This window comes from Simiduia agarivorans SA1 = DSM 21679 (assembly GCF_000305785.2).
GTDB classification, from domain to species: Bacteria; Pseudomonadota; Gammaproteobacteria; order Pseudomonadales; family Cellvibrionaceae; genus Simiduia; species Simiduia agarivorans.
The window spans coordinates 1,617,840-1,639,072 of the sequence record NC_018868.3 but is presented as its reverse complement, the minus strand read 5'-3'; the positions used below and the strand labels follow the sequence as shown (position 1 = coordinate 1,639,072).

The 21,233-nt window shown below is 58.2% G+C and carries 23 protein-coding genes; 5 read left to right on the top strand and 18 right to left on the bottom strand.

Going from position 1 to position 21,233, the window contains the following annotated elements; all coding sequences use genetic code 11:
- Nucleotides 1-319: 319 nt before the first annotated feature.
- The 9 genes from panB to dksA all read right to left on the bottom strand — a co-directional run bounded on the left by panB (nucleotide 320) and on the right by dksA (nucleotide 10,373).
- Entirely contained in the window at nucleotides 320-1,147 is an 828-nt protein-coding gene (panB, locus tag M5M_RS07230; RefSeq protein WP_015046829.1) for a 3-methyl-2-oxobutanoate hydroxymethyltransferase, read from the bottom strand.
- Between the two features lie 12 nt (nucleotides 1,148-1,159).
- Entirely contained in the window at nucleotides 1,160-1,840 is a 681-nt protein-coding gene (locus tag M5M_RS07225) for a deoxynucleoside kinase (protein WP_015046828.1), read from the bottom strand.
- Nucleotides 1,841-1,843: 3 nt separating this feature from the next.
- Nucleotides 1,844-2,335, bottom strand: a complete 492-nt coding sequence (folK, locus tag M5M_RS07220; protein WP_015046827.1) for a 2-amino-4-hydroxy-6-hydroxymethyldihydropteridine diphosphokinase — start codon at nucleotides 2,333-2,335, stop codon at nucleotides 1,844-1,846.
- Nucleotides 2,335-3,690 carry a polynucleotide adenylyltransferase PcnB gene (pcnB, locus tag M5M_RS07215; RefSeq protein ID WP_015046826.1) on the bottom strand — a complete coding sequence of 452 codons (1,356 nt, stop codon included), beginning with the start codon at nucleotides 3,688-3,690 and terminating at the stop codon, nucleotides 2,335-2,337. Before pcnB ends, folK begins: the two co-directional genes overlap by 1 nt.
- Nucleotides 3,691-4,320: 630 nt before the next feature.
- Nucleotides 4,321-5,706: a sigma-54-dependent transcriptional regulator gene (locus M5M_RS07210; protein ID WP_015046825.1), complete on the bottom strand. Its 1,386-nt coding sequence runs from the start codon at nucleotides 5,704-5,706 to the stop codon at nucleotides 4,321-4,323.
- Nucleotides 5,707-5,770: 64 nt separating this feature from the next.
- A complete protein-coding gene (locus M5M_RS07205) occupies nucleotides 5,771-8,740 on the bottom strand; it encodes an ATP-binding protein (RefSeq protein WP_015046824.1) in 2,970 nt (989 codons plus the stop codon).
- Nucleotides 8,730-8,912, bottom strand: coding sequence for a hypothetical protein (locus M5M_RS07200; RefSeq protein ID WP_015046823.1), 183 nt, complete (start codon nucleotides 8,910-8,912; stop codon nucleotides 8,730-8,732). The genes M5M_RS07205 and M5M_RS07200 overlap by 11 nt, the downstream gene beginning before the upstream one ends.
- A 69-nt stretch (nucleotides 8,913-8,981) precedes the next feature.
- On the bottom strand, nucleotides 8,982-9,881 hold the full coding sequence (gene gluQRS, locus M5M_RS07195) for a tRNA glutamyl-Q(34) synthetase GluQRS (protein WP_015046822.1): 900 nt from the start codon (nucleotides 9,879-9,881) through the stop codon (nucleotides 8,982-8,984).
- 48 nt (nucleotides 9,882-9,929) lie between these two features.
- The gene (gene dksA / locus M5M_RS07190; protein WP_015046821.1) at nucleotides 9,930-10,373 is read right to left on the bottom strand and encodes an RNA polymerase-binding protein DksA; all 444 of its coding nucleotides are present in this window, start codon (nucleotides 10,371-10,373) and stop codon (nucleotides 9,930-9,932) included.
- Between the two features lie 179 nt (nucleotides 10,374-10,552).
- Here dksA and sfsA point away from each other — a divergent pair, with 179 nt between their 5' ends.
- Nucleotides 10,553-11,260 carry a DNA/RNA nuclease SfsA gene (gene sfsA, locus M5M_RS07185; protein WP_015046820.1) on the top strand — a complete coding sequence of 236 codons (708 nt, stop codon included), beginning with the start codon at nucleotides 10,553-10,555 and terminating at the stop codon, nucleotides 11,258-11,260.
- Here the strand turns inward: sfsA and M5M_RS07180 are convergent.
- The 4 genes from M5M_RS07180 to M5M_RS07165 all read right to left on the bottom strand — a co-directional run bounded on the left by M5M_RS07180 (nucleotide 11,229) and on the right by M5M_RS07165 (nucleotide 13,685).
- The gene (locus M5M_RS07180) at nucleotides 11,229-11,573 is read right to left on the bottom strand and encodes a Rieske (2Fe-2S) protein (protein ID WP_015046819.1); all 345 of its coding nucleotides are present in this window, start codon (nucleotides 11,571-11,573) and stop codon (nucleotides 11,229-11,231) included. The genes sfsA and M5M_RS07180 overlap by 32 nt on opposite strands.
- A gap of 41 nt (nucleotides 11,574-11,614) precedes the next feature.
- A complete protein-coding gene (gene htpX / locus M5M_RS07175) occupies nucleotides 11,615-12,508 on the bottom strand; it encodes a protease HtpX (RefSeq protein ID WP_015046818.1) in 894 nt (297 codons plus the stop codon).
- A 94-nt stretch (nucleotides 12,509-12,602) separates the two neighbouring features.
- Entirely contained in the window at nucleotides 12,603-13,379 is a 777-nt protein-coding gene (locus tag M5M_RS07170) for a Crp/Fnr family transcriptional regulator (protein WP_015046817.1), read from the bottom strand.
- 24 nt (nucleotides 13,380-13,403) lie between these two features.
- Complete coding sequence (locus tag M5M_RS07165) at nucleotides 13,404-13,685, bottom strand: TfoX/Sxy family protein (RefSeq protein ID WP_015046816.1); 282 nt, start codon at nucleotides 13,683-13,685, stop codon at nucleotides 13,404-13,406.
- Nucleotides 13,686-13,792: 107 nt separating this feature from the next.
- Between M5M_RS07165 and M5M_RS07160 the strand changes: the two genes are divergently transcribed.
- From M5M_RS07160 to cysE, 3 genes are all read left to right on the top strand, one after another.
- Nucleotides 13,793-14,470, top strand: a complete 678-nt coding sequence (locus M5M_RS07160; RefSeq protein ID WP_081640125.1) for a M15 family metallopeptidase — start codon at nucleotides 13,793-13,795, stop codon at nucleotides 14,468-14,470.
- Nucleotides 14,470-15,024 carry an HAD family hydrolase gene (locus M5M_RS07155; protein ID WP_015046814.1) on the top strand — a complete coding sequence of 185 codons (555 nt, stop codon included), beginning with the start codon at nucleotides 14,470-14,472 and terminating at the stop codon, nucleotides 15,022-15,024. Before M5M_RS07160 ends, M5M_RS07155 begins: the two co-directional genes overlap by 1 nt.
- An 86-nt stretch (nucleotides 15,025-15,110) precedes the next feature.
- Nucleotides 15,111-15,899, top strand: coding sequence for a serine O-acetyltransferase (cysE, locus tag M5M_RS07150; protein ID WP_015046812.1), 789 nt, complete (start codon nucleotides 15,111-15,113; stop codon nucleotides 15,897-15,899).
- On the opposite strand, the gene M5M_RS07145 is transcribed toward cysE, so the two are convergent.
- From M5M_RS07145 to M5M_RS07130, 4 genes are all read right to left on the bottom strand, one after another.
- Nucleotides 15,875-16,864, bottom strand: a complete 990-nt coding sequence (locus M5M_RS07145; RefSeq protein WP_015046811.1) for an alpha-L-glutamate ligase-like protein — start codon at nucleotides 16,862-16,864, stop codon at nucleotides 15,875-15,877. The genes cysE and M5M_RS07145 overlap by 25 nt on opposite strands.
- Nucleotides 16,861-18,405: an inactive transglutaminase family protein gene (locus M5M_RS07140; protein ID WP_015046810.1), complete on the bottom strand. Its 1,545-nt coding sequence runs from the start codon at nucleotides 18,403-18,405 to the stop codon at nucleotides 16,861-16,863. Before M5M_RS07140 ends, M5M_RS07145 begins: the two co-directional genes overlap by 4 nt.
- Nucleotides 18,406-18,428: 23 nt before the next feature.
- The gene (locus M5M_RS07135; protein ID WP_015046809.1) at nucleotides 18,429-19,094 is read right to left on the bottom strand and encodes an ATP-dependent zinc protease family protein; all 666 of its coding nucleotides are present in this window, start codon (nucleotides 19,092-19,094) and stop codon (nucleotides 18,429-18,431) included.
- A 95-nt stretch (nucleotides 19,095-19,189) separates the two neighbouring features.
- Nucleotides 19,190-19,408 carry a hypothetical protein gene (locus M5M_RS07130; RefSeq protein ID WP_015046808.1) on the bottom strand — a complete coding sequence of 73 codons (219 nt, stop codon included), beginning with the start codon at nucleotides 19,406-19,408 and terminating at the stop codon, nucleotides 19,190-19,192.
- Nucleotides 19,409-19,819: 411 nt separating this feature from the next.
- Here M5M_RS07130 and M5M_RS19425 point away from each other — a divergent pair, with 411 nt between their 5' ends.
- Nucleotides 19,820-20,326 carry a hypothetical protein gene (locus M5M_RS19425; RefSeq protein ID WP_015046806.1) on the top strand — a complete coding sequence of 169 codons (507 nt, stop codon included), beginning with the start codon at nucleotides 19,820-19,822 and terminating at the stop codon, nucleotides 20,324-20,326.
- An 80-nt stretch (nucleotides 20,327-20,406) separates the two neighbouring features.
- Here M5M_RS19425 and ppa read toward each other — a convergent pair whose 3' ends face one another.
- Nucleotides 20,407-20,955 (bottom strand): inorganic diphosphatase, encoded by a 549-nt coding sequence (gene ppa / locus M5M_RS07115; RefSeq protein WP_015046805.1) that lies wholly within the window; start codon nucleotides 20,953-20,955, stop codon nucleotides 20,407-20,409.
- Nucleotides 20,956-21,233: the final 278 nt, after the last annotated feature.

Below are 21,233 nucleotides of genomic sequence, written 5' to 3'. Positions count from 1 at the left end.
CACATTCGCGACGCGCTGACTGCAGGCCACTGTTGGCATAGGGCAGGACGCCCGGTTAGCGAATCAGCCCAGGGATGGGCTGTTGAGCGGCAAACGGTGGCCTGTAGTCGGCGCTGGGTGGGGTGGTGGGGCTGTGGATTGTCGCGGGTGCTAAAAAGGCTGTGTGGTTGCTGGTAGAGGGGGACAGAGCAAAAGCGCGATGGTTGGGGTGTTACTGGTAGAGGGGGACAGAGCAAAGCTGGAGGTGTCTGTACACGTTTCAGCTAACCGTGTGCGCTTTGGTCTGTCCCCCGATTAACATCAGGCGTTGAGCCTGATGTTAATCGAAGCAATGTTCCGGTGCGGGGAAGACGCCGTTTTTGACGTCGTCGGAGTATTTCAGCAGGGAGCTGGGGATATCGCCGGCTTCTACCAGAAAGTTTTTCGAAAACTTGGGTGGCTGCTCGGTCAGGCCCAGAATATCGTTGATCACCAGAACTTGTGCGTCGGTTTCCTTGCCGGCGCCGATGCCGATGGTGGGCATGGACACGGCGGCGGTGATTTCCGCGGCCAGTGCAGAAGGTACGCATTCCAGTACCAATAAATCGGCACCTGCTTCATCCAGCAGTTTGGCATCGCGCAGCATTTGCTTTGCTTGCTTGTCGTTGCGCCCCTGTACGCGGAAGCCGCCGAGTTTGTTTACCGACTGCGGCGTAAGCCCCAGATGGCCACAGACGGGGATGCCGCGCTGGGTTAATTGGCGCACGGTATCGGCCACCCATTCGCCGCCTTCCAGTTTTACCATGTGCGCGCCGGCCTGCATGATACGGGTGGCGTTGGCAAACGCTTGCTCGGTGGTGGCGTAGCTCATGAACGGCATGTCACCCATGATCAGGGATTTATTGTTGCCCCGGCGCACCGCCTCCACGTGGTAAATCATGTGCTCCATGGTCACTGGAATGGTGTCGTCATAACCCAGTACCGTCATGCCCAGTGAGTCGCCCACGAGCAGCACCTGGACGCCACATTTTTTTGCCATCGCTGCCATGGGTGCATCGTACAGGGCAACGGTAACAAATTTCTCGCCCTCGGCTTTCATTTTGCGGAGGGTATTCACGGTCACCGCTTTTTGCAGGGCGGATTCGCTGGTGGGTTTTCCGTAGGGCATGGTGTTCTCCCGTTACAACTTGGGGGTTGGGTTGTAGTAGTGGCGGCCGGATTTAATGCTCAGTAAGTGATCCACCAATTGACGGTAGTGGTCGGCATTGGACACCAGGTCCAGGTCGGCGGCGTTCACAATCAGCAGCGGCGCCTCATCATAAAAATGAAAAAAGCGCATATAGGCATCGTTCAGTTGATTCAGGTAGTCGGCACCGATGGTCTGTTCGGCGGCAATACCCCGCTGCTTGATGCGTGCCAATAACGTTTCGGTCGGCGCCTGAAGGTAGACCACCAGGTCGGGCTTCGGGCACTCGATGATCATCCGGTCATAGACTTGCTGATAGAGCGCAAATTCATCGTCGTCCAGTGTTACTTTGGCAAACAGCTGGTCTTTTTCCATCAGGAAATCAGATACCCTCACCGGCTCAAAAATATCGTCCTGACGCAGGTCGCGCAATTGCTGGGCGCGCTGGAACAGGAAGAACAACTGGGTGGGCAGGGCGGCGTTTTTCGGGTCGCGGTAAAAGCGCTCAAGAAAAGGGTTTTCCGAGGGCTGTTCCAATAATGTGTCGTAATTAAACGTGTGTGCCAGATGTTTGGCCAGGGTGGTTTTGCCTACCCCAATGGCGCCTTCAACGGCAATGAAGCGTGGTAGCGGTTGCTGACTTGTGTCCAGGTGCAGGTCAAAAAACGGCTCCAAGGTTTACTCCTTTTCGTTGCCCAGTCGCCACAGGCCTTCCATCGTACAGACTGCCAACAGGGAATCAAGCGTGCGACCGTCAGGTAATCTGGCGTCGGGCCAGACATCGGCCAGCGGGTAGAGCACAAAGTTGCGCTCCGTCAGGAAAGCATGTGGCACCGTCAGCCGCGGCAGGTTGATGCGTTGATCACCGTACAGTAGCAGGTCAAGGTCCAGGGTACGCGGCCCCCAGTGGATCTTGCGAACGCGCCGGTGCGACTGCTCCAGCGCCTGCAGCGCGTCCAATAGTGCGAGCGGTGCCAGCGTCGTTTGCAGACGGGCACAGGCATTGACGTAATCGGGTTGCGCCGGCCCCACCGCTTTGCTGCCATAGAGCGGCGATGCGTTGATCAGTCGGGTGCCGGGCAGCTGGTTCAGTTCCCCCAGGGCCTGCTCAATCTGGCCGACCGGGTCGTCCAGATTGCTGCCAAGGCCAATGGCGACATCGATGGCCATCAGTTGTTGTTGGCGGCGGGCTTTTTACGCGGGCGGCGTTTGCGGGAACGGTTGCCCTTGGGGCCGCTGACACTTTTGGCCATGCGCTCGCGTTCGTCTTCGTTGGCGGCTTGCCAGTCGGTCCACCAGCGACCGAGGCCATCGGTCTGCGCGCCCGCATCTTCGCGCAGCAGCAGGAAGTCATAGGCCGCGCGAAAACGCTCGTGTGAAGCCACGGCAAAAGCGCGTTTTCCAGCACGGCTGGGCAATCGCAATTGCAGTTCCCAGATTTCCCGCATGGGAATCGTGAAGCGCTTGGGGATGGAGATGCTGGCGAGCTGCTGGCTCACCACGCTACCGGCCGCCTGGGCCAGGGCAACCGTCGGGCTCAGTCCCTGACGCTCCATCAGCTTGATTTGCTCGCGCTCCACCACCGGCCACAAGAGCGCGGCGTAGATGAAGGCCGGCGTGACCCGTTGTTCATTGCGGATGCGCTTGTCGGTATTGATCAGCGCCAGTTCAATCAGTTTTTCCGCCTGCTCATCGCCTTGCTTCAACAGGGCATCCGTTTGCGGGAACAGGTGGGCCAGGAGGTCATAGTCGCGCAGCAACTGGAAAGTGGCCAGTGCGGAACCTGCCATGAACAATTTCAATGACTCATCGAACAGCCGGCTGGATGACACCTGGCTCAGCAGTGCGGCATTGGGCGCAATGGGGCTGGCGGTGTGCTTTTCAATTTTGAAGCCCAGCTTGGCGGCAAAGCGCACGGCGCGCAGCATCCGTACCGGGTCTTCCTTATAGCGGGTGAGTGGGTCGCCGATCATGCGCACCTGACGCGCCTCCAGATCCTTCATGCCGCCCTCATAGTCGTGCACGGTAAAGTCCTGCGAGGTGTAGTAGAGGGCGTTGATGGTGAAGTCGCGGCGGGCGGAATCGGTTTCCAGTGTGCCAAACACATTGTCGCGCAACAACATACCCGAGTCGGCCTGGTGTGAGTCGCGCTCGTTTTCAGCTTCCGAGTGGTTGTCGCGGAAGGTGGTGACCTCCAGCAGCTCGCGGCCCATGCGTACGTGTACGATCTTGAACCGGCGGCCAATGATACGGGCGCCGCGAAACAGGGCTTTTACCTGCTCGGGCGTGGCGTTAGTGGCCAGGTCGAAATCCTTCGGGTGGCCTCCCAGCAGCAGATCGCGAACGCCGCCGCCCACCAGGTAGGCCTCGTAGCCTTCGTCGTGCAGCCGTCGCATGGCGGATAGGGCGCCACGGCTGATATTGGCACGTGAAATGGAGTGTTCGTCGCGCGGAATCACCCGTTTTTCTGGCTTGTTAGGGGCTGAAGCCATTCCGGGGATGTAGGAGAGCAGGCGCTTGAGCATAAAGGTTGAGAGCCGGTTTATTGAAAAGCGGCGAGTTTACCACGGAAATCACTTGGATCTGGCGGTTTTCTGTGGCCCAGAAAGCAAAACGGGAAAGCTCTGCTTTCCCGCCAATTCTGTGTTACGTCCACATTGTTATGCTTATTAGGTGGTGCTTCCCTGCCCGGTTCGGCAATTTGCTTACTGGCAAACCCTCTCCTAGTTTTCTAGTCAGTTAAATCGCTTTCTTATTATTGTTTCTTGTTATTAGTAATAATTTTCTGTTTTTATTATTTATTGTTGTTATTAAAAGTGGTCTGTTTTTCTTATTGTTTGTTGTTGTTATTAGAATGTTGTTATCTGTTTTTATTATTTATTGTTCTTATTCTGCCCGTCTCTAATACACTTACCGTGCCAACTTTTGTTTGTTAATAAAACAAAGACTTATGAGTAATAGTCGGAATGATGATTTAGACGACTGGCAGCAATTCGTTACCGTAACGCACGCTTTTGGTTACGATTCTATGACAAGGTAACACCCTGATTAGACGGGCGGATTGGCAATTGATCAAAAACTGGTCTACCGGCCACATGGGACCGGTAACAGTGGGGAAGGCGGCGTAATCAGCTAGGGGGTGTGCGGGTGATAGATCAGCGGGCGGTGGCTTTTTTGCGCGGAATACCCAGGCGCTGGCGGCGCTCCCACAGGCACTTGCGCGAGACGCCGAGCTTTTTCGCCAGTTCGGTTTCGCTCATGGTGTCCTGGTGTTCCAGAACAAAGCGCTGGAAATAGTCTTCCAATGAGAGGTCTTCTGCCGGGTCTTCTTTGGCCTTGCCCAGGGTTTTGCGCGGTTGCACATCATCGGGCTCGTCGTCCTGCTCAACTTCCACCAGGTCCAGGTCGATTTCCAGCAGCTCGTGGCCGATCTCCTGATCGTCCTGGCACAGGATAATGGCGCGCTGTATGGCGTTTTCCAGCTCCCGCACGTTGCCAGGCCAGATATAGGTGGTAATGGCCTGAATGGCCTCCGGCGACAGGGTGAGCAGGGATTTCCCAAACTGGGCGCAATAGCGCCGCAGCATGTGCTCGGCCAGCAGCAGAATGTCGCGCCCGCGCTCGCGCAAGGGCGGGAGCTCCAGCTGCACCACGTTGATCCGGTAATACAAGTCTTCGCGGAATTTGCCCTCTTTGGCCAGTTTGCGCAGGTCCCGGTGGGTAGCGGCCACCAGCCGCACGTCCACCTTGCGCGATTCAACCGAACCAATAGGGCGGACTTCGCCTTCCTGCAATACCCGCAACAGGCGGGCCTGAGCTTCAAGTGGCAGCTCGCCGATCTCGTCCAGAAACAGGGTGCCACCATCGGCGGCAGCCACCAGGCCTTCTCGCATAGAGGCGGCGCCGGTGAAGGCACCTTTCTCGTGGCCGAACAGTTCGGCTTCAATCAGGGTTTCGGGAATGGCAGCACAGTTCACTGAAATCAGCGGTTTTTCGCCGCGCGGGCTTTCTGCGTGTATGGCTTTTGCGACCAGTTCTTTACCGGTGCCTGTTTCACCGTGCACCAGCACCGTGGCGCCGGTGGGCGCGACCCGGTGAATTTTGGCATAGAGGTTCTTCATGGCGTTGGAGTTGCCAATCATGCTGGCTACGCCTACCGGATTATCCGGTGCCGGCTCTTTGGCGGCGCGGCTGGCCTTGCCGATCACCCGCTTGACCGCAGCCAGCATTTCGTCGTGATCGAACGGCTTGGCGATATAGTCCACGGCCCCCATGCGCATGGAGTCCACGGCAGAGCGCAGACTGGCATAGCTGGTCATGATCAGTACCGGCACGTCGCCGGACACAGTGATCAGGTCGGTGCCGGGCGCGCCGGGTAGGCGCAGGTCGGAGATAATCAGGTCAAAACCGGCGAGGTTGTGCTTGGTGGTGGCCTCTTTGACCGACCCGGCCTCGCTCACCACATACTTGTTGCGCTCCAGTAGTTTTCGCAAAGCCATGCGAATGATGGGTTCGTCTTCAACAATCAGTATGTGGCTCATAGTGTTTCTTTTGGCAACAACATAACGGGTTAGTGTTACCAACCTCCGCGGTTAATGCAAGGGTTCAATGGGTGTCCGCCCCGTTTGGCAACGGCAGGCGGATATCAAATCGGGTGCCGAGTCCGGTGGACTCGTCGGCCGGGCTGTGGACGTTCAGCGTGCCGTTGTGATCCTCGACAATGGAATAGACCATGGCCAGGCCGAGTCCGGTGCCCTGACCGGGTTCCTTGGTGGTGAAAAACGGCTCCATGATGCGATCCATCAGCTCGGGCGGAATGCCGGAGCCCTCGTCTTCCACGCTTACCACGGCATAGTCGCCGTCGATATCGCTCCACAAGCTCACTTCGCTGCCTTCGGGGCTGGCATCGCGGGCGTTTGACAGCAAATTCACGAATACCTGAATCATGCGCTGGCTGTCGCCCAGCAGGTTCAGTTCGGGGTCGATGTGGTTGCTGAAGCCCACCTGCTGTCGGTCTTTCTGTAGCGAGATGAGGTTGATGGCTTCCTGGGCGCAATTGAACATATTCATCGGCTCCACCTGATGCTCTTCGCCACTGTTACCGGAATGGCTGAAGCTCACGAGGGAATGCACAATGCGCGAGACCCGGTCGGTCTGGCTCAGGATCTGATTGGCAGTTTCATGCACCTCCTGATCGTCGGATTCGTAGTGCAGGTTTTGTGCAAGACAGGCGATGCCGGTGATGGGGTTACCGATTTCGTGGGCCACCCCCGCCGCCAGCCGGCCCACCGACGCCAATCGTTCGCTGTGTACCAGTTCCTGCTCCAGCAATTGGGTCTCGGTGACATCTTCCAGCAGGATCACCTGACCGTCGAACAGGCTGTCCGGGTTGTCGTCTTCATTCGCCAGCAAGGCCTTGTGCAGGCTGATCCAGTGGGTGCGTTGGTGCAGTTGCAGGCTCTGCTTGTACAGGTGGGTGTCCTGGCTTTGGGCAAAGCCGCGGATCAGGCTGCCCCAGGGTTCATCCAGGTCCTCCAGGCTCGAGCCGGTAATGTCATTCACCGCAATACCGGTGAGGTTCTCCATGGCGTCGTTCCACATCAGGATTTCACCGTCCTGCCCGAGTGAACAGGCGGCCATGGGCAGCAATTGCAGGGTCTGGCGATGGTACAGGCGCAGGCGGTTGAGTTCCGCCGCCATACCCGTGAGGTGGGTTTGCAGCTGGCCCAGACGGGATTCCATCAGGTTGATGTCGGCGGTCTGGCGTTGCTCGCTGACCGCGTAGGGAATGCAGCGGTCGAGAATGTCGTTAGCAATGCCGATCCCCATCAGACCCGACAGGTTGGCCTCAATCTGATCGCGCAGGCGCCGCAGGGCATAGGGGCGGCGCTCTTCAATGGTGAAGCCCAATTGCCCGAGTGCGCGCGCCACCTCATCGCGTGCCGATTGCGGCCCCAGCACATCGGCCAGACGGGTGCGGAATTCCCGTGCCGAGCGCAATTCCAGCGACAGGCGCAGGGGCTGGCTGAGTTCATCGTCGGCGCAGATGTCGGCGGAAAATTTCTCGTCTTCGCCCTGGCTGGTCAACAGAGACAGACTGACAAACACCAGGGTGTTGGCGCCGAGTGCGATCAGCGTGATTTCGCTCCAGTAATTAATACCCACCGGCAGGGTCCAGTCCATGATCTGGTAGGCGCTGATATCCAACAGTGACGGGAACAACAAGCCCAGTGCCCAGACGCTGGCGCCGGTGCCCAGTGCGCAGCTGGCGCCCAACCGGTTGCCGCGCGGCCAGTAGGCCACCGCGGAAATGGCGGGCAGGAACTGCAGGGTGGCAATAAACGCCATCAAGGCCAGCTGGGCAAGGGAAAAATCGTTGTCGAACCAGAGGTAGAGCATGAAGCCGGCCAGGAAAACCACGGCAATCAGACTCCGGCGCAGCCACATGAGGCGTGCGTAGATGTCGGTCTGGTAGCTCATCTGCAGCAATGGCAGCAGCCAATGGTTGAGCAGCATGGTACTCATGGCCAGGGCGATAACCACCATGGCACCGGTGGCGGCGGACAAACCGCCGACAAACGCCACCAGGGTGAGCCAGTGGGACTCGCCCACCATGGGCACGCCCAAGGTGAAATATTGCGCCGGTAATGGCACGCCCAGCTCAAAACCGGCCCACAGAATCGGGAATACCGGTAACGCCATAAATAGGAGGAACAACGGGAAGGCCCAGCTTACAGTCTGGGTGGAGTGTTCCATGGGTGTTTCCACCACACTCATGTGAAAAATGTGCGGCATGGCCACGGCGGTGGCGAAAAACACCAGGATCAGGGTCGAGCTGGCCGAGTCCTTCATGGGGTTGTGGAGCAATGCCAGGTTTTCCGGGTGCTCCAGCAGCCATTGGTCCAGACCGGCAACGCCGTCAAAGACAAAAAACAGGGCGAAAATCCCCACAGCGCACATGGCGGCGACCTTGAGCAAAGATTCCAGCGCCATGGCGGTGATCATGCCCCGGTGCTGCTCCCGGTTGGAACCGAACATGATGGTAAAGGTGGCCACCAGCGCGCAGTACATAAATGCCAGGAACTGCTTCAGGGTTACGCCGGTCTGGGCCAGGCCCAGATCCGGCACCTGGTCCTCGGTGATGATCCGCAGGGTATCGGTCACTGCCTGGATCTGCAGGGTCAGCAGCGGTAACACCGCCAGTAACATGCACAGGGTGGCCAGTGCCCCCAGCCAGTTGGAGTGGTAACGGAACACCAGCAGGTCGGCAAGCGAATGGATCTGGTAGCGGCGGGCCAGTTCGGCCAGGGGGCGGATCGCGACCGGTGCAAACAGGAACAGGGCACCGGTACCCAGATAATAGGCGAGTGCACCGTAGCCATACTGGAATGCCAGGTCCACCACGCCGTAAAAGGACCAGGCACTGGCGAAGATGCCGAGCGACAAAATATAGGTGATGGGGTGGCGAACGATCTTGTCGGGGATCCAGCCCCGCTCGGTAATCCAGGCCACGCCGAAAATCACCAGCAGGTAACCGACGCACAGCAGCGATACCTGACCAAGGCTAAGGGTCATGGCGGCGTCTCTTGCTGGCAGACTGGATGAAGTAAGCGATTACTATGATCAGAACCCAGATGATAAAAGGGCGGTACCAGGAGCCTTCCGGGTTGATGACCCAGCCAAACAGGGTGGGCGAAAAGATGTAGGCCACCAGCAGCAGCAGGATAATCAGGCGTTGGTTGGGCATAGGGCTGGGCAGTGGCTCGGGAAAGGACGGATGGTAAGTGGCGCGCTCCGGCTTGGCAACCGTTGGCCGTTATCGGCTGTAGGCCGGGTCGGTAATTGCCATCCGGCGGGGGACCCGCTTCAGATCCCAGCGCGGCGTTGCGGCCATCAGCAATGCATCCGGCGCGAGTGTTTGCCAGGTGGGCTCGGGCGATTGGCCGAGCAAACGGAGCGCATGCCAGAGGTTGTCTGTGGGGCAGTTCAGGTCGAGTGCCGGCGCGTGGTTTTGCTTGCTGAGCTTCTGACCCTGGTCGTTGTTGATCACCGGGATATGGGCCCAGGCGGGCGCCGTCTGACCCAGTATGCTGAACAGGCTTTGTTGCCGGGCGCTGACGTCCAGCAGATCGCTGCCGCGTACCACGTGAGTGATGTGCTGAAAAATGTCATCCACCACCACGGCCAGCTGGTAGGCGTGCAAGCCATCTTTGCGCTTCAGGATGTAGTCGCCGAAATCCTGTGCCGGCGTCTGCTGTTGCGGGCCCTGGATCCTATCGTTAAAGGCCACCGGTTGATCGGGGTACGGGATCTTCAGGCGCAGGGCGCAATCGTCGGTCCCTGTGGGCGGATTGTGCAGACAGTGGCGGTCATACACCCTGCCCAATACCTGCAGGCGGGCGCGGTTGCAGTTGCAGGGGTAAACCAGACCGCGCGCGGTCAATGCGTGCAGTTGCTGTTCGTAGGCTGGCAATCGGTGCGATTGATACAGTACCGGCTCGTCGCTGTTCAGGCCGTGAACCGACAGGGCGTGCAGTATGTGTTCGGCCGCACCCGCCTGTTCGCGGGGTGGGTCCAGATCTTCCATACGCACCAGCCAGGTGCCACCGTGTGCGCGGGCGTCCAGGTAACTGGCGAGTGCCGCCAATAAGCTGCCGAAATGCAGCGGGCCGGTGGGTGAGGGGGCAAAGCGACCCCGGTAGGTGTGAGAGGTCATCGGGTGCAGGGCAGCCGGCGCGCAGGGCGCCGGTGCAGGCAGAACGGGTTAGCCGCCGATCTGCTTTTCTTTGATTTCGGCCAGGGTTTTGCAGTCCACACACAAGGTGGCGGTGGGGCGGGCTTCCAGGCGACGGATGCCGATTTCGACGCCACAGGTGTCGCAGTAGCCGTAGTCGTCGCTATCGATCAGTTCAATGGTGCTGTCAATTTTTTTGATCAGCTTGCGCTCGCGGTCGCGGGTGCGCAGTTCCAGGCTGAACTCTTCTTCCTGACTGGCGCGATCGGCCGGGTCCGGGAAGTTGGCCGCTTCGTCCTTCATGTGGCTCATGGTGCGATCCACTTCTTCCATCAGCTCGCGTTTCCAGTTGAGCAGGATACTGCGGAAGTGGTTCCGCTGGTTTTCATTCATGTACTCCTCGCCCTTCTTTTCCTTGTAGGGCGTGAAGCCTGTGGCTTCCATATGAGCTTCTTTCGCTGCGGTTTTGGGCATAGTGACGCCTCTTCTGTAAACTTCCGGGTTGAGCAGAATGGGGGTGCGGAAAGGCTTTTCAAGCCCCTTGCCCCAAAGAACGCTGCAAACTACCAGATTCCTTCTGGTGCTGCCAGTATTTTGCCGCGCACGGCGCGCTAAAAGTCCCACGGCAGTACAAAAAATAAACAAGGTTATTTATGAAGTTTTCGCCACCATTGATTCAGGGACACCTGATAAAACGCTACAAACGCTTTCTCGCCGATGTGATGACCCCTGAAGGGGAGACGATTACCATCCATTGCCCCAACACCGGCTCCATGCGCGCCTGTCTGGCGCCGGGCAGTGCCTGTTGGTACTCCCTGTCTGAATCCAAAACGCGCAAGTATCCACACACCTGGGAAATTGCTACCACGCCCGATGGCCATCTGGCGGGCATCAATACCCACAGGGCCAATGCGCTGGTGGAGGAACTGATCCGTTCGGGCCAGGTGCCGGCGTTCGCGGGCTACCGCGAACTGAAACGCGAGGTCAAATACGGGGAAGGCTCGCGCATCGATTTGTTGCTTTCGGGCGAGGATTTACCGGACTGTTATGTAGAGGTCAAAAACGTCACGTTGCACGAGGGTGACGGCAAGGGTTACTTCCCCGATGCGGTGAGCAGTCGCGGCGCCAAACACCTGCAGGAACTGATGGCCATGGTCGCCGCCGGCCATCGTGCGGTACTGTTTTTCTGCGTGCAGCATTCGGGCATTTCCCAGGTGGCCGCCGCGCGGCATATTGACCCGACCTACGCAGATCTGTTGACGCAGGCACAGGCGGCAGGCGTGGAAGTCATGGCCTGGCGGGCGCGCATGAGCGCTGCGTCGGTTGAGCTCACCGAAGTGTTGCCGGTGGTGGCAAGTTGACTATAAGTTCGCCTTTGGTCACGGTCAGCGGGAGGGATTCCAGCGCCGCGCCCCGGCAGGGGCCGGCCACGCACTCGCCGTCTTCAATGACAAACAGGGCGTTGTGGGTGCTGCACTGGATCAGTTCACCGTCGTAGTCCAGGAATTGGTCGGGTTGCCACTGCAGTTCGATGCCCAGATGCGGGCAGCGGTTGCGGTAGGCGTAAAACTGCCCGTGATAGTGGACCACGAACAGTTTGTGGTCATCGATTTCAAATTGTTTGCACTGGCCTTCGCCAATGGCGCTTGTGGCGCAGAGAGCATGCAGGGTCATCAAAAAAAACCGGCCTCGTGTGAGGCCGGTAGTGTAGGGAATTATGCCGCGCTTTGCAGTGCCCGGATGCGGTCTTCCAAAGGCGGGTGGCTGGAAAAGAGAGCGGCCAGACTTTGCTTGGCACCACTGCTGATGCCGAAGGCGTAAAGGCTGTCGGGCATGCTCGATTGGATGCGGGCATCCTGTTCGGCCTTCAGCCGGGCGAGCGCACCGATCATGCCCTGACGGCTGGCCAGCGTGGCGCCGGCGGCGTCGGCACGGAATTCCCGCCAGCGGGAAAATTTCATCACGATGATCGAGGCAAGAATGCCCAGCACCATTTCGGCGATGAAGGTCACAATATAAAAACCGATGCCATGACCTTCTTCGTTTTTGAATACCACCCGGTCCACGGTGCTGCCGATGATGCGGGCAAAGAACATCACAAAGGTATTCACCACACCCTGAATCAACGACAGGGTGATCATATCGCCATTGGCCACGTGGCCGATCTCATGGGCGAGAACGGCCTCGGCTTCCTGCTGACTGAAGCGGTCCAGCAAACCCTGGCTGACCGCCACCAGAGCTTCGTTGCGGTTCCAGCCGGTGGCAAAGGCATTGGATTCCTGGGCGGGAAAAATTCCCACTTCGGGCATGCCGATGCCGGCCTTGTCCGCTAGGCGCTTGACGGTTTGCACCAGCCATTGCTCTTGTGCATTGCGGGGCTGTTCAATGATCCGGGTGCCAGTGGCACGCTTGGCCATCCATTTGGAAATGAACAGGGAGAACAGGCTGCCGGTCATGCCAAACACAGCACAGAAAATCAGCAGGTTGGTGAGGTTCAGGCCCGAGCCCGAAGCATCCAGATAGGAGCCCACGCCCAGTATATTCAACACCAGGCTGGCCACCAGTATCACAGCCAGGTTGGTCAACAGGAACAAACCAATTCGCATCACGATCAGACAATCCTCAAAAAGTTAACGGGCATACGCCGCCCACGCATCTATAGATGCGTCCGGGCGGGAAAAATTCAATCGGGGTTTACAAAAATTAACTGGCGGCCAGTTGCTGGTTCAGTTGGTTGATTTTGTCGGCCATTTCTTCGATCAGGCTGATACAAATCTGGGGTTGGTGTTCTACCAGGTCGATAAAGTCTTCCTTGCGCACGGCCATGACCGAACAATCGGTTTCGGCGATGACGCTGGCATTGCGGGGTTGGCGGGTAAATACCGCCAGGGCGCCAAAGACTTCATCGGTGTGTATGTCGCCCACTCTGACGCCGTCGCGGGTGGCGTAAGCTTTACCCTCCAACAGTGTATACACGCAATCGGCCGTTTCGCCCTGCGCGATGATGGTTTCACCGGGGCCATAAGACATAAAGCCGGTGCTGGGTTGGAAGTGAGCACGTTTTTCCAGCGTCAGGGCTTCGCGATAATAAGTGGCGAGGCAGATCAGGAAGTAGGCCCAGTGCTTCTGCAGCTCCGGGCTGGCGTTGACCTGGGTCATTAGGTCATCGCGATTGACCGGCACAAAACTGGCGCTTTCTTCCACCACCAGTTTGCCCTCGGGCAGTTGCAGTGCGCGCGACAGGCCCAGCAGGTCGCCGCGCTCAAAATGCAGAATGGCCTTGCCCTGGCGTTCCAGTTTGACCTGACCATCCGTAATCAGCAGCAATTGTTTCTCCGCCCGGCCGTCGAACAGATCCGCGCAGGCATCGGTCTGAATGGCATCGCCCACCGGGCAATGTTGCAAAATAATTTCTGTGAGTCCGCGCAATTTGCCGGACAGGTCTGTGAGGTGGTCCGGCTGGCTATCCGGTAGGTGCATGATTCCTTCGCCTTTTTGCTGGCGTCAGCCGGGAGTGGCTTCGCTTTCGCGCTCGGCTTCCTCAACCAGTTTGGCCTTCAGGTCCGGGGCCAGGTCGTTCCAGTGAGTATCGGTAAGCGCGCCTTGCAGAGCATATAACATTACCTTGGAGACATTAATACCTCTGGCCTTGATTCGACGATAGGCGTTAACCGGTCCAACCGCTTTAAGGTCGTCGTAACTGTTGATGCCGATCGCGTGCAGAATGTTGACGGATGCTGCGCCCAGATTTTTCAGTTGCAACAGGTCACTCTGGCTGGCTGCCATAGGTGGACTCCCACAGGTTGTTATGTCTGACACGGCGAAGTGCTCGTGTGCCTTTATATGTCCAATCGCTATAATACAGTCAGATTTGATAAGCGCAATCCGGAATTATGACTCCCTTCGCCGAACTCTGTCCCGATCTTTGCCTGGGCCTTACCCCTCCGCCACTGAGCGCATGTCGTGGCGGACGCTTGCATCCCACCGTGATTGAAGCTCTGCAACCGTTGCTGCAGGCGGCCGAGTCGGCGGGTTTTCAACCGGCCGTGGCGAGCGGATACCGGGATTTTGAGCGCCAGTTAGCCATATTCAATGCCAAGGCGCGGGGGCAACGTCCGTTGTTGGATAGCCAGGGGCAGGTATTGCAGGCGGAGCGGCTCAGTGAAGAGCAGCGGCTGGCGGCCATTTTGCGCTGGTCGGCGCTGCCTGGCTTGTCTCGCCACCATTGGGGCACCGACCTGGATATCTATGATGCGGGGGTTTGTGTCGAAGGTTATCAGGTGCAATTGACCCAGGCTGAGTGTGACGGCGCGATGGCTGGCTTCCACCAGTGGCTGACGGGCTGGCTTGACCAGCAGAGCGATTGGTATCGACCCTACCGGGAAGATCTGGGCGGCGTGGCCCCGGAGCCCTGGCACCTGAGTTTTCGTCCCTGGGCCCGCCAATGTGAAGGGGTCTTGAATCCGGCCCGGCTGGCACAGGTGCTGGAAGCCTCGGATATCGAGCTCAAAGCGCTGATCCTGTCAGACTTACCGGCGCTGGTTGCGCGATATACCCGGGTGGCAGATTAATGCTGGTTATCTTCGACTGCGATGGTGTTCTGGTCGACAGTGAAACCCTGGCCAATCGCATTCTGGCCCGCCACCTGAGGCTTCACGGTGTGCCACTTGATGAACAGGCGGTAATGGCGCAATTCAAAGGCCGTTCGGCCGCCGGTTGTGTCCAGCACATGCAGCGTTGGATGAGCGCGGAACAAGCGCACGCATGCTGGCAGCAATTACAGACGGAAACATTACAGGCCTTGCGGCAGGTACAGCCTGTGCCCGGGGTCATGGCAGTATTGGCCACATTGCGCGCGGCCGGCCGGCCCTTTTGCGTCGCTTCCTCAGGCGATCATGAAAAAATGGCTGTCACCCTATCGGCCTCGGGTATTGAGGCAGCATTTCAGCCTGTTCGTTTCAGTGTCACCCAGGTCGACAAGCCGAAACCTGCGCCCGATGTGTTTCTGCTCGCGGCGAGAGAGATGGGGGTTCACGCCGGACCAATGTGTGGTGGTGGAAGATACCCACACGGGGGTGCAGGCCGGGGTGGCGGCGGGGATGCCGGTATTCTGGTACGGTGGTGAAGTCATGGCGCAAATGCAGGGTGACGTCACACCCTTTGCCCACATGGCGGAGCTACCTTCATTGTTAAAAAGCCGCGGAGTACTGGATGGATAACTCGGCCGTATGGGCAAAAATGCAGGAGGAGGCACGCGTTTTTTGCCGGGCGGAGCCGGCCCTTGCGAGCTTCTATCATGCCAGCGTGTTAGCGCATCCGGCGCTCTCGGGCGCGCTCAGTTATACCCTGGCGGAAAAACTCCACTCGGCGGACTTGCCGTCTTTGTTGTTGCGTCAGTTATTTACCGAGGCCTATGAGGCTTCGCCGGCACTGGTGGATGCGTGCGTGCGCGACGTGTTGGCGTGTATCGAGCGGGACCCGGCATGTCATCACTACACAATGCCTTTGTTGTTTTTTAAAGGGTTTCAGGCGTTGCAGTGTTACCGGGCAGCGCATTGGCTGTGGCAACAGGGCCGCAAAGCGATGGCGCTCTTTTTCCAGAATCAGATTGCCCAGACCTTTGATGTGGATATTCACCCGGCCGCCCGGTTGGGCGCCGGCATCCTCATGGATCATGCCACCGGCATTGTTATTGGCGAGACTGCCGTGGTTGGGGATGACGTGTCCATGCTGCATGGGGTGACGCTGGGTGGCAGCGGTTACAGCAAAGGCGATCGCCACCCGAAGATCGGACCCGGTGTATTAATCAGTGCACAGGCCAAGCTGTTGGGCAACATTACCGTGGGCGAGGGCGCGAAAATTGCGGGCGGCAGTGTGGTGCTGGCATCGGTGCCCGCGCACACCACCGTCGCCGGCGTACCGGCGAAGCCGGTGGGGCGGCCTGCGTCGCCCGCGCCCGCGCGCGAAATGAACCATCACACAGGCGATGAGTCCGCCTGAAGCACCGGGTGTTGTGTTACGGCAAACTCGCGCTGCGACCAACTCACGCGTTCTTCAATGGTGCGTTGCTGTTGAAGAATGGCGTCGTCAATAGCGTGCAGGCGGTTTAACAGGCCGCATTGGTTGGCAACCTGAATCGAAAGCCCCGGCCGTGCATTCAGCTCCAGAATCAAGGGGCCGTGGATTTTATCCAGCACGATATCGGCACCCAGGTAGCCAAGCCCTGTCATTTCGTGGGCACCGCTGGCGAGCATCAGAATATCGCGCCAATGGGGCACCTGCAGTTCGGTGAACACTTCGTGCGTATCGGGATGGCGGTCGATCAGACTGCCATTTTGTACGGCACAAATGGCGCGGCCATCGGCCAGGTTTAGGCCTACGCCCACCGCACCCTGGTGTAAATTGGCTTTGCCGTCGGAGCTGTGCGTCGCACAGCGGATCATCGCCATGACCGGATAACCCCGGTAAATAATCACCCGCACATCGGGCACGCCTTCATAGCTGTATTTGGCCATGGATTCATCAAAATTGATCAGCGCTTCGATCATGGCGTAATCGGGGCGTCCGCCCAGGCTGAACAGGCCCGATAGAATATTGGAGATATGGCGTTTGACGTAGGCTACATCCACGCGCTGTCCCGACGGTTTGATGAAGTTGTCGCCGTCGCGGTTGACGATCACCAGAATGCCTTTGCCGCCGGAACCTTGTACCGGTTTAATCACGAACTGGTTGCGATCGCCCAGTGTGGTGAGCAACTGGGCAATCTGGAATTGGTGTTCAATTACGCCCACCAGTTCGGGGACCGCAACCCCGGCATCAATGGCTGCCTGTTTGGTCTTGAGCTTGTTGTCCACCAGCGGATAAAGACTGCGCTTGTTGTAGCGCAGAATGCATTCCACATTGCGGCGGTTCATGCCCAGAACACCCGCCTCGCGCAATTTTTTCGGGCTGGCAAACCAGGTCATTTGGCGTTTCCGCTCTGCGTGAACACCATATGCCGGAACCGGTACAGCTCGCTCAGACGGTAGCCATTGTACTGGCCGATAATCAGAATCAATGCCAGCAGCAGCAGGCTCAGTTCAGGGAAGTTAAACGTGAGGTGTTTGGCCAGAGTGTTGGTCATCAATGCATAGGCTATGACGGCCACCAGCAGGCTGCCACCCCCTTGCTTAACCACGTCGCGCGGCCCCTCTTCTTCCCACAGGGTGGACATCCGTTCGATCGTCCAGGCCAGAATAATGGTGGGAAAAAACGTCACACTCATGGCTGAATCGATGCCGAGTTTGTAACTGGCAATGCTGAAGAATGCCATCAAACCGATCACCACAATGATCACCGAGCTGACGCGCGCCACCAGGAGTAAATTCAGGTGGCTGAGGTAATAGCGAATCCACAGGCCTACGGACACCACCAGCAAAAACATGGGCAGGCCCGCGAGTAAGCCGGTCTCCACCAGTGCCAGCGCAATCAGTACCGGCATGAAGGTGCCGGAGGTTGGAATGCCCACAATGATGCGCAGAAATACCACGACCAACGCACCGATCGGAATCAACAGCAAGGTTTTGAACACGCCCTGTTGTTCCACCGGCAGCGAGTAGATACTCATGTCGATCAGCGCAGCCTGGCTGGAAATATCCTGCAACATGGCGACGGTCTTGGCGGGCATGGTGTTGACCACCATGGAAAATTCCACACTGGAATTGCGACCGCCAATGACGTCGAGGAGGGAAATGCCACCCCGTTGCCAGATCATGAAATCGGTGGGAATGCCGCGTTCACCGGTTTCCGGGTTGTATTGAATCCACTGTCCGCCGGTATAGATCTCCAGCAGTTCGGAGTAGGTGGCGCGTCGCCGGCCGTCCTGCAGTTGCAGGCCTTTGATATTTTGCGCGTACACGCCCCGGTAGGCTAGCAGCTTGTGTGCCACGGCCAGATAATCATCGTTGTTGACCGACAGCAAAAACGCCACGTCCTGTGATTTTTCGCGGGCGTTCAGGCGCTTGAACATGAGCTGCGTGAAGCTTTCATCGGTTGCCGATTGAGCGGAGAGTTGCTCGAATACCAGACGCAGGGAATCTCGTTCGCTGGGGAATGTTCTTGGTTTCGCGAGTTCTTCGGTTGGGGCGGGCGGCTGTTCGACCCGGTTCTGGTTGACCACCACCTGTAATTTGTAATTCAGGTTAACCGTCGCGCGCGAGGGCGAATCGCGTCGGGTCCAGCGCGCAAAGCGTTGGCCTTGCTCTTCGTTGATAACGAACCCGAACCCCGAAGAGGAAAAATTTTCGTCCACGATTACGCCATTGGAGCCGGCCTGGGGCAGCGCCAGGGTAATCTCCATGGGTTCGCCCGTGGGCTCAAAACTGATTTTGGATTGCAGCGTCCAGACGTTGCGGGATTCCCCGGGTAACAGAGGGAAGCCGAGCACCCAGTATTTGTAAGACACTGCGGCCAGGCCCAGCAACGCGAGCAGGGCGGCCACAACATAGAGCTGAATTCGAGCTTTCATAGTGCTCCTGAAATAGGGCGGGGTCAGCGGATGCTGAATTTGCGGGCGACGTCGACCACGGCATTATCGGTAAGAAAATTACGGCCGATTAACATGGGGTAAACAAAATCAGAGCGATCGGACAGCGTAAACTCGATTTCTTCGTCAATGTCGCCGATACGCACGCGCATCTCGACCACGCGCCGACGATCGGATTCGGCATCCTGGCGCTTGATCCGGACTTTGCGTGAGAGGGGGCGCTCAATGGTAATGGGTTCCGCATCGCCTTCGAGAATCAGATCGAATCTCACCCAGCGTTCGCCTTCGCGTTCGAAGCCGATAATGTTGTTGGCGTGCAGGGAAGACGTTTCAGCGCCGGTATCAATCCGGGCGTTGACCACAATGCCGGGCGGGTCGAGCAATACCTGTTCGGCCGCACCGATGATCAATAGTTGCTTGTCGCCCATGCGGGTGGGTATTGGCGCAGGTGCCACCTTCGGCGCCGGCGCGGGTTTCACTTCGGCAACCACCAAGGGTTCAGGTGCTGGACATTCGCGGATGATTTCTACGGGCTCGGGGCAGGCTTGAGGCTCGGGCGGTGCCGGGCATTCCAGCGCCGGCTCTGCGGCCAGTGGTGGCTGCGGCGCTTGAAACAGCTGACAACCGGAAAGCGTGAGGGGAAGAATTACAAGCAACTGCCAGCGTGACACAAGCGCCTCTTCATCAGATTCGGGAGAGGCCAGAGCCTCAGAAGCGCAAGATTATAAACGTTGGTGGGGGCACTGCAAGCGAGCTGCGATGCAGTTCACACTTCCTGGTCATTCCGGTGACCACGGCTCCAGTTGAGTACCATAAGGCGTTCACGCAATTGACGGCTCAAGGCCACGATGGACGCGGTATCCTGATCCGGTGTCAGTTGCATCCGGTGGATGCGTTGCTCCAGTCGGCGGATTTCGTCGCTGATGGAGGTCTGGCTGAGTTGATTGTCCAACGACTGCTCGCTGGAAAAGAGCGGCTGGCTCATGGTGTAGTCCCTGATTTAGCCCTCCGGCACGTTGGATGTTGCCTTCTGTGCCGGAATCGGGGGTGCCAGATTCCTGTCTGCACCCTGATTGTGTTTATGTTTCACAGTGTATCGGAGCGCTGGACAGCCTCCAGTGGGTGAAAGTGGCAATAGCTGTCAGCCAAGGCTTACATGGCTTGTGCAGGGGCTTACAATCGGCAACACTGTAAGGAGTTTTATGCGAGAGGAATTCGGGGTGTTTGATATCGTTTTCCGGGGTGATATTGCCCCTGGACACCAATTGCCGCAGGTCAAACAGCGTATGGCTGCATTGTTCAAGCGCACACCTGAGCAAATTGAGCCTCTGTTTGCCGGCACGCCTGTTCCTCTGAAAAAGAATGTGGATGCAGAGGCCGCCGAAAAATCAAAAAAGTGCTGCTGCAGGCCGGCGCGCTGGTGGAAGTCAGGCCCGCCGGCACCCTGAATGCACCGGTGGCGCGTCCCAAACCCACCCCTAAACCCCGCCCGGCACCCGCCGAACAACAGCCCCAGCCAGTGCCAGCACAAACGCAAGCACAAGCCGGATTAAGTCTCGCGCCGATGGAAGGTAATCTCTTGTCTGACGCTGAGCGTGCATCGGCCCGACCCGAAGCGATTGCCGTGGCGCCACTGAATGCAGACCTGAGACCGGTGGGCGAGCGGTTACTTGATGAATCGGAGATCGAGCGCTCGCAACCGTTGGCGGTACCGGACGTTGAATTTGATCTGGCGGAAGTTGGTGCCGACATCATTGAAGCGGCCTACCGAGCGCAAGAGGCGCCGCCCGCGGTTGCCGATCTGGAAGTGGATCTGGCCCCTGCCGGCAGTGATCTGGGAGAGATCAAGCGCCCACCGGCGCCCCCGGCACCGGATACCAGCGGCCTATCGCTGGCGGATTAATCAAAATCACCGGCAAAGGTGTGCCCTATGATTGCCCACAAAAAAAGCCCCTGAAGGGGCTTTTTTTGTGGGCTGATAACTCAGAAGCGGGGTTTTTCCGGCTCCGCGTCGTAGCGGGCCTTGGCTTCTTCGAGTTCTTTTTTGGCGGCGTCAGGGCCTTCCCAGCCTTCAATTTTCACCCACTTACCTTTTTCCAGATCTTTGTAGTGTTCAAAGAAGTGAGCAATCTGGTTCAGAGTGATTTCGGGCAGGTCGCGCACTGACTCAACGTTGGCGTACAGCGGCGTGATTTTGTCGTGCGGTACAGCAACGATTTTGGCGTCTTCACCACTTTCGTCGGTCATCTTCAGCACGCCAATGGGACGACAGCGCACCACCGAACCGGGAATCAGTGCCAGCGGCATAATCACCAGCACGTCGGCCGGGTCGCCATCGCCACACAGGGTGTGGGGCACGTAGCCGTAGTTGCAGGGGTAGTGCATGGCAGTGCCCAGCATGCGATCCACAAAGATCGCACCGGAGTCTTTGTCCACTTCGTATTTGATCGGGTCGCCATTGAGCGGGATTTCAATGATGACGTTGATATCGTCAGGCAGGCTCTTGCCGGAAGGTACCAGATGCAGGCTCATAGTGTGTGTCCGTGGAGGGTTACAAATTCGGGGCGGGGATTCTACCACAGGGTTCCGGTACTGTCAGAGCCAGACAATGGTCTAAATCGGTCAAAAGCAGGATGATTTGCCGGCGACCCCAACCCTGGCCTACTATGGGCTTAGTGGCCGAGTTACTGAGAGCAATCCGGTGTACCCCATCAATCGGCCACCTACATAGAGGAAGTACAGCGTTTGCTGATTGATGGGTGTGGTGCGAAGTACTCAGGTGTGGCCCCGACAATAACAATGACGAGGGT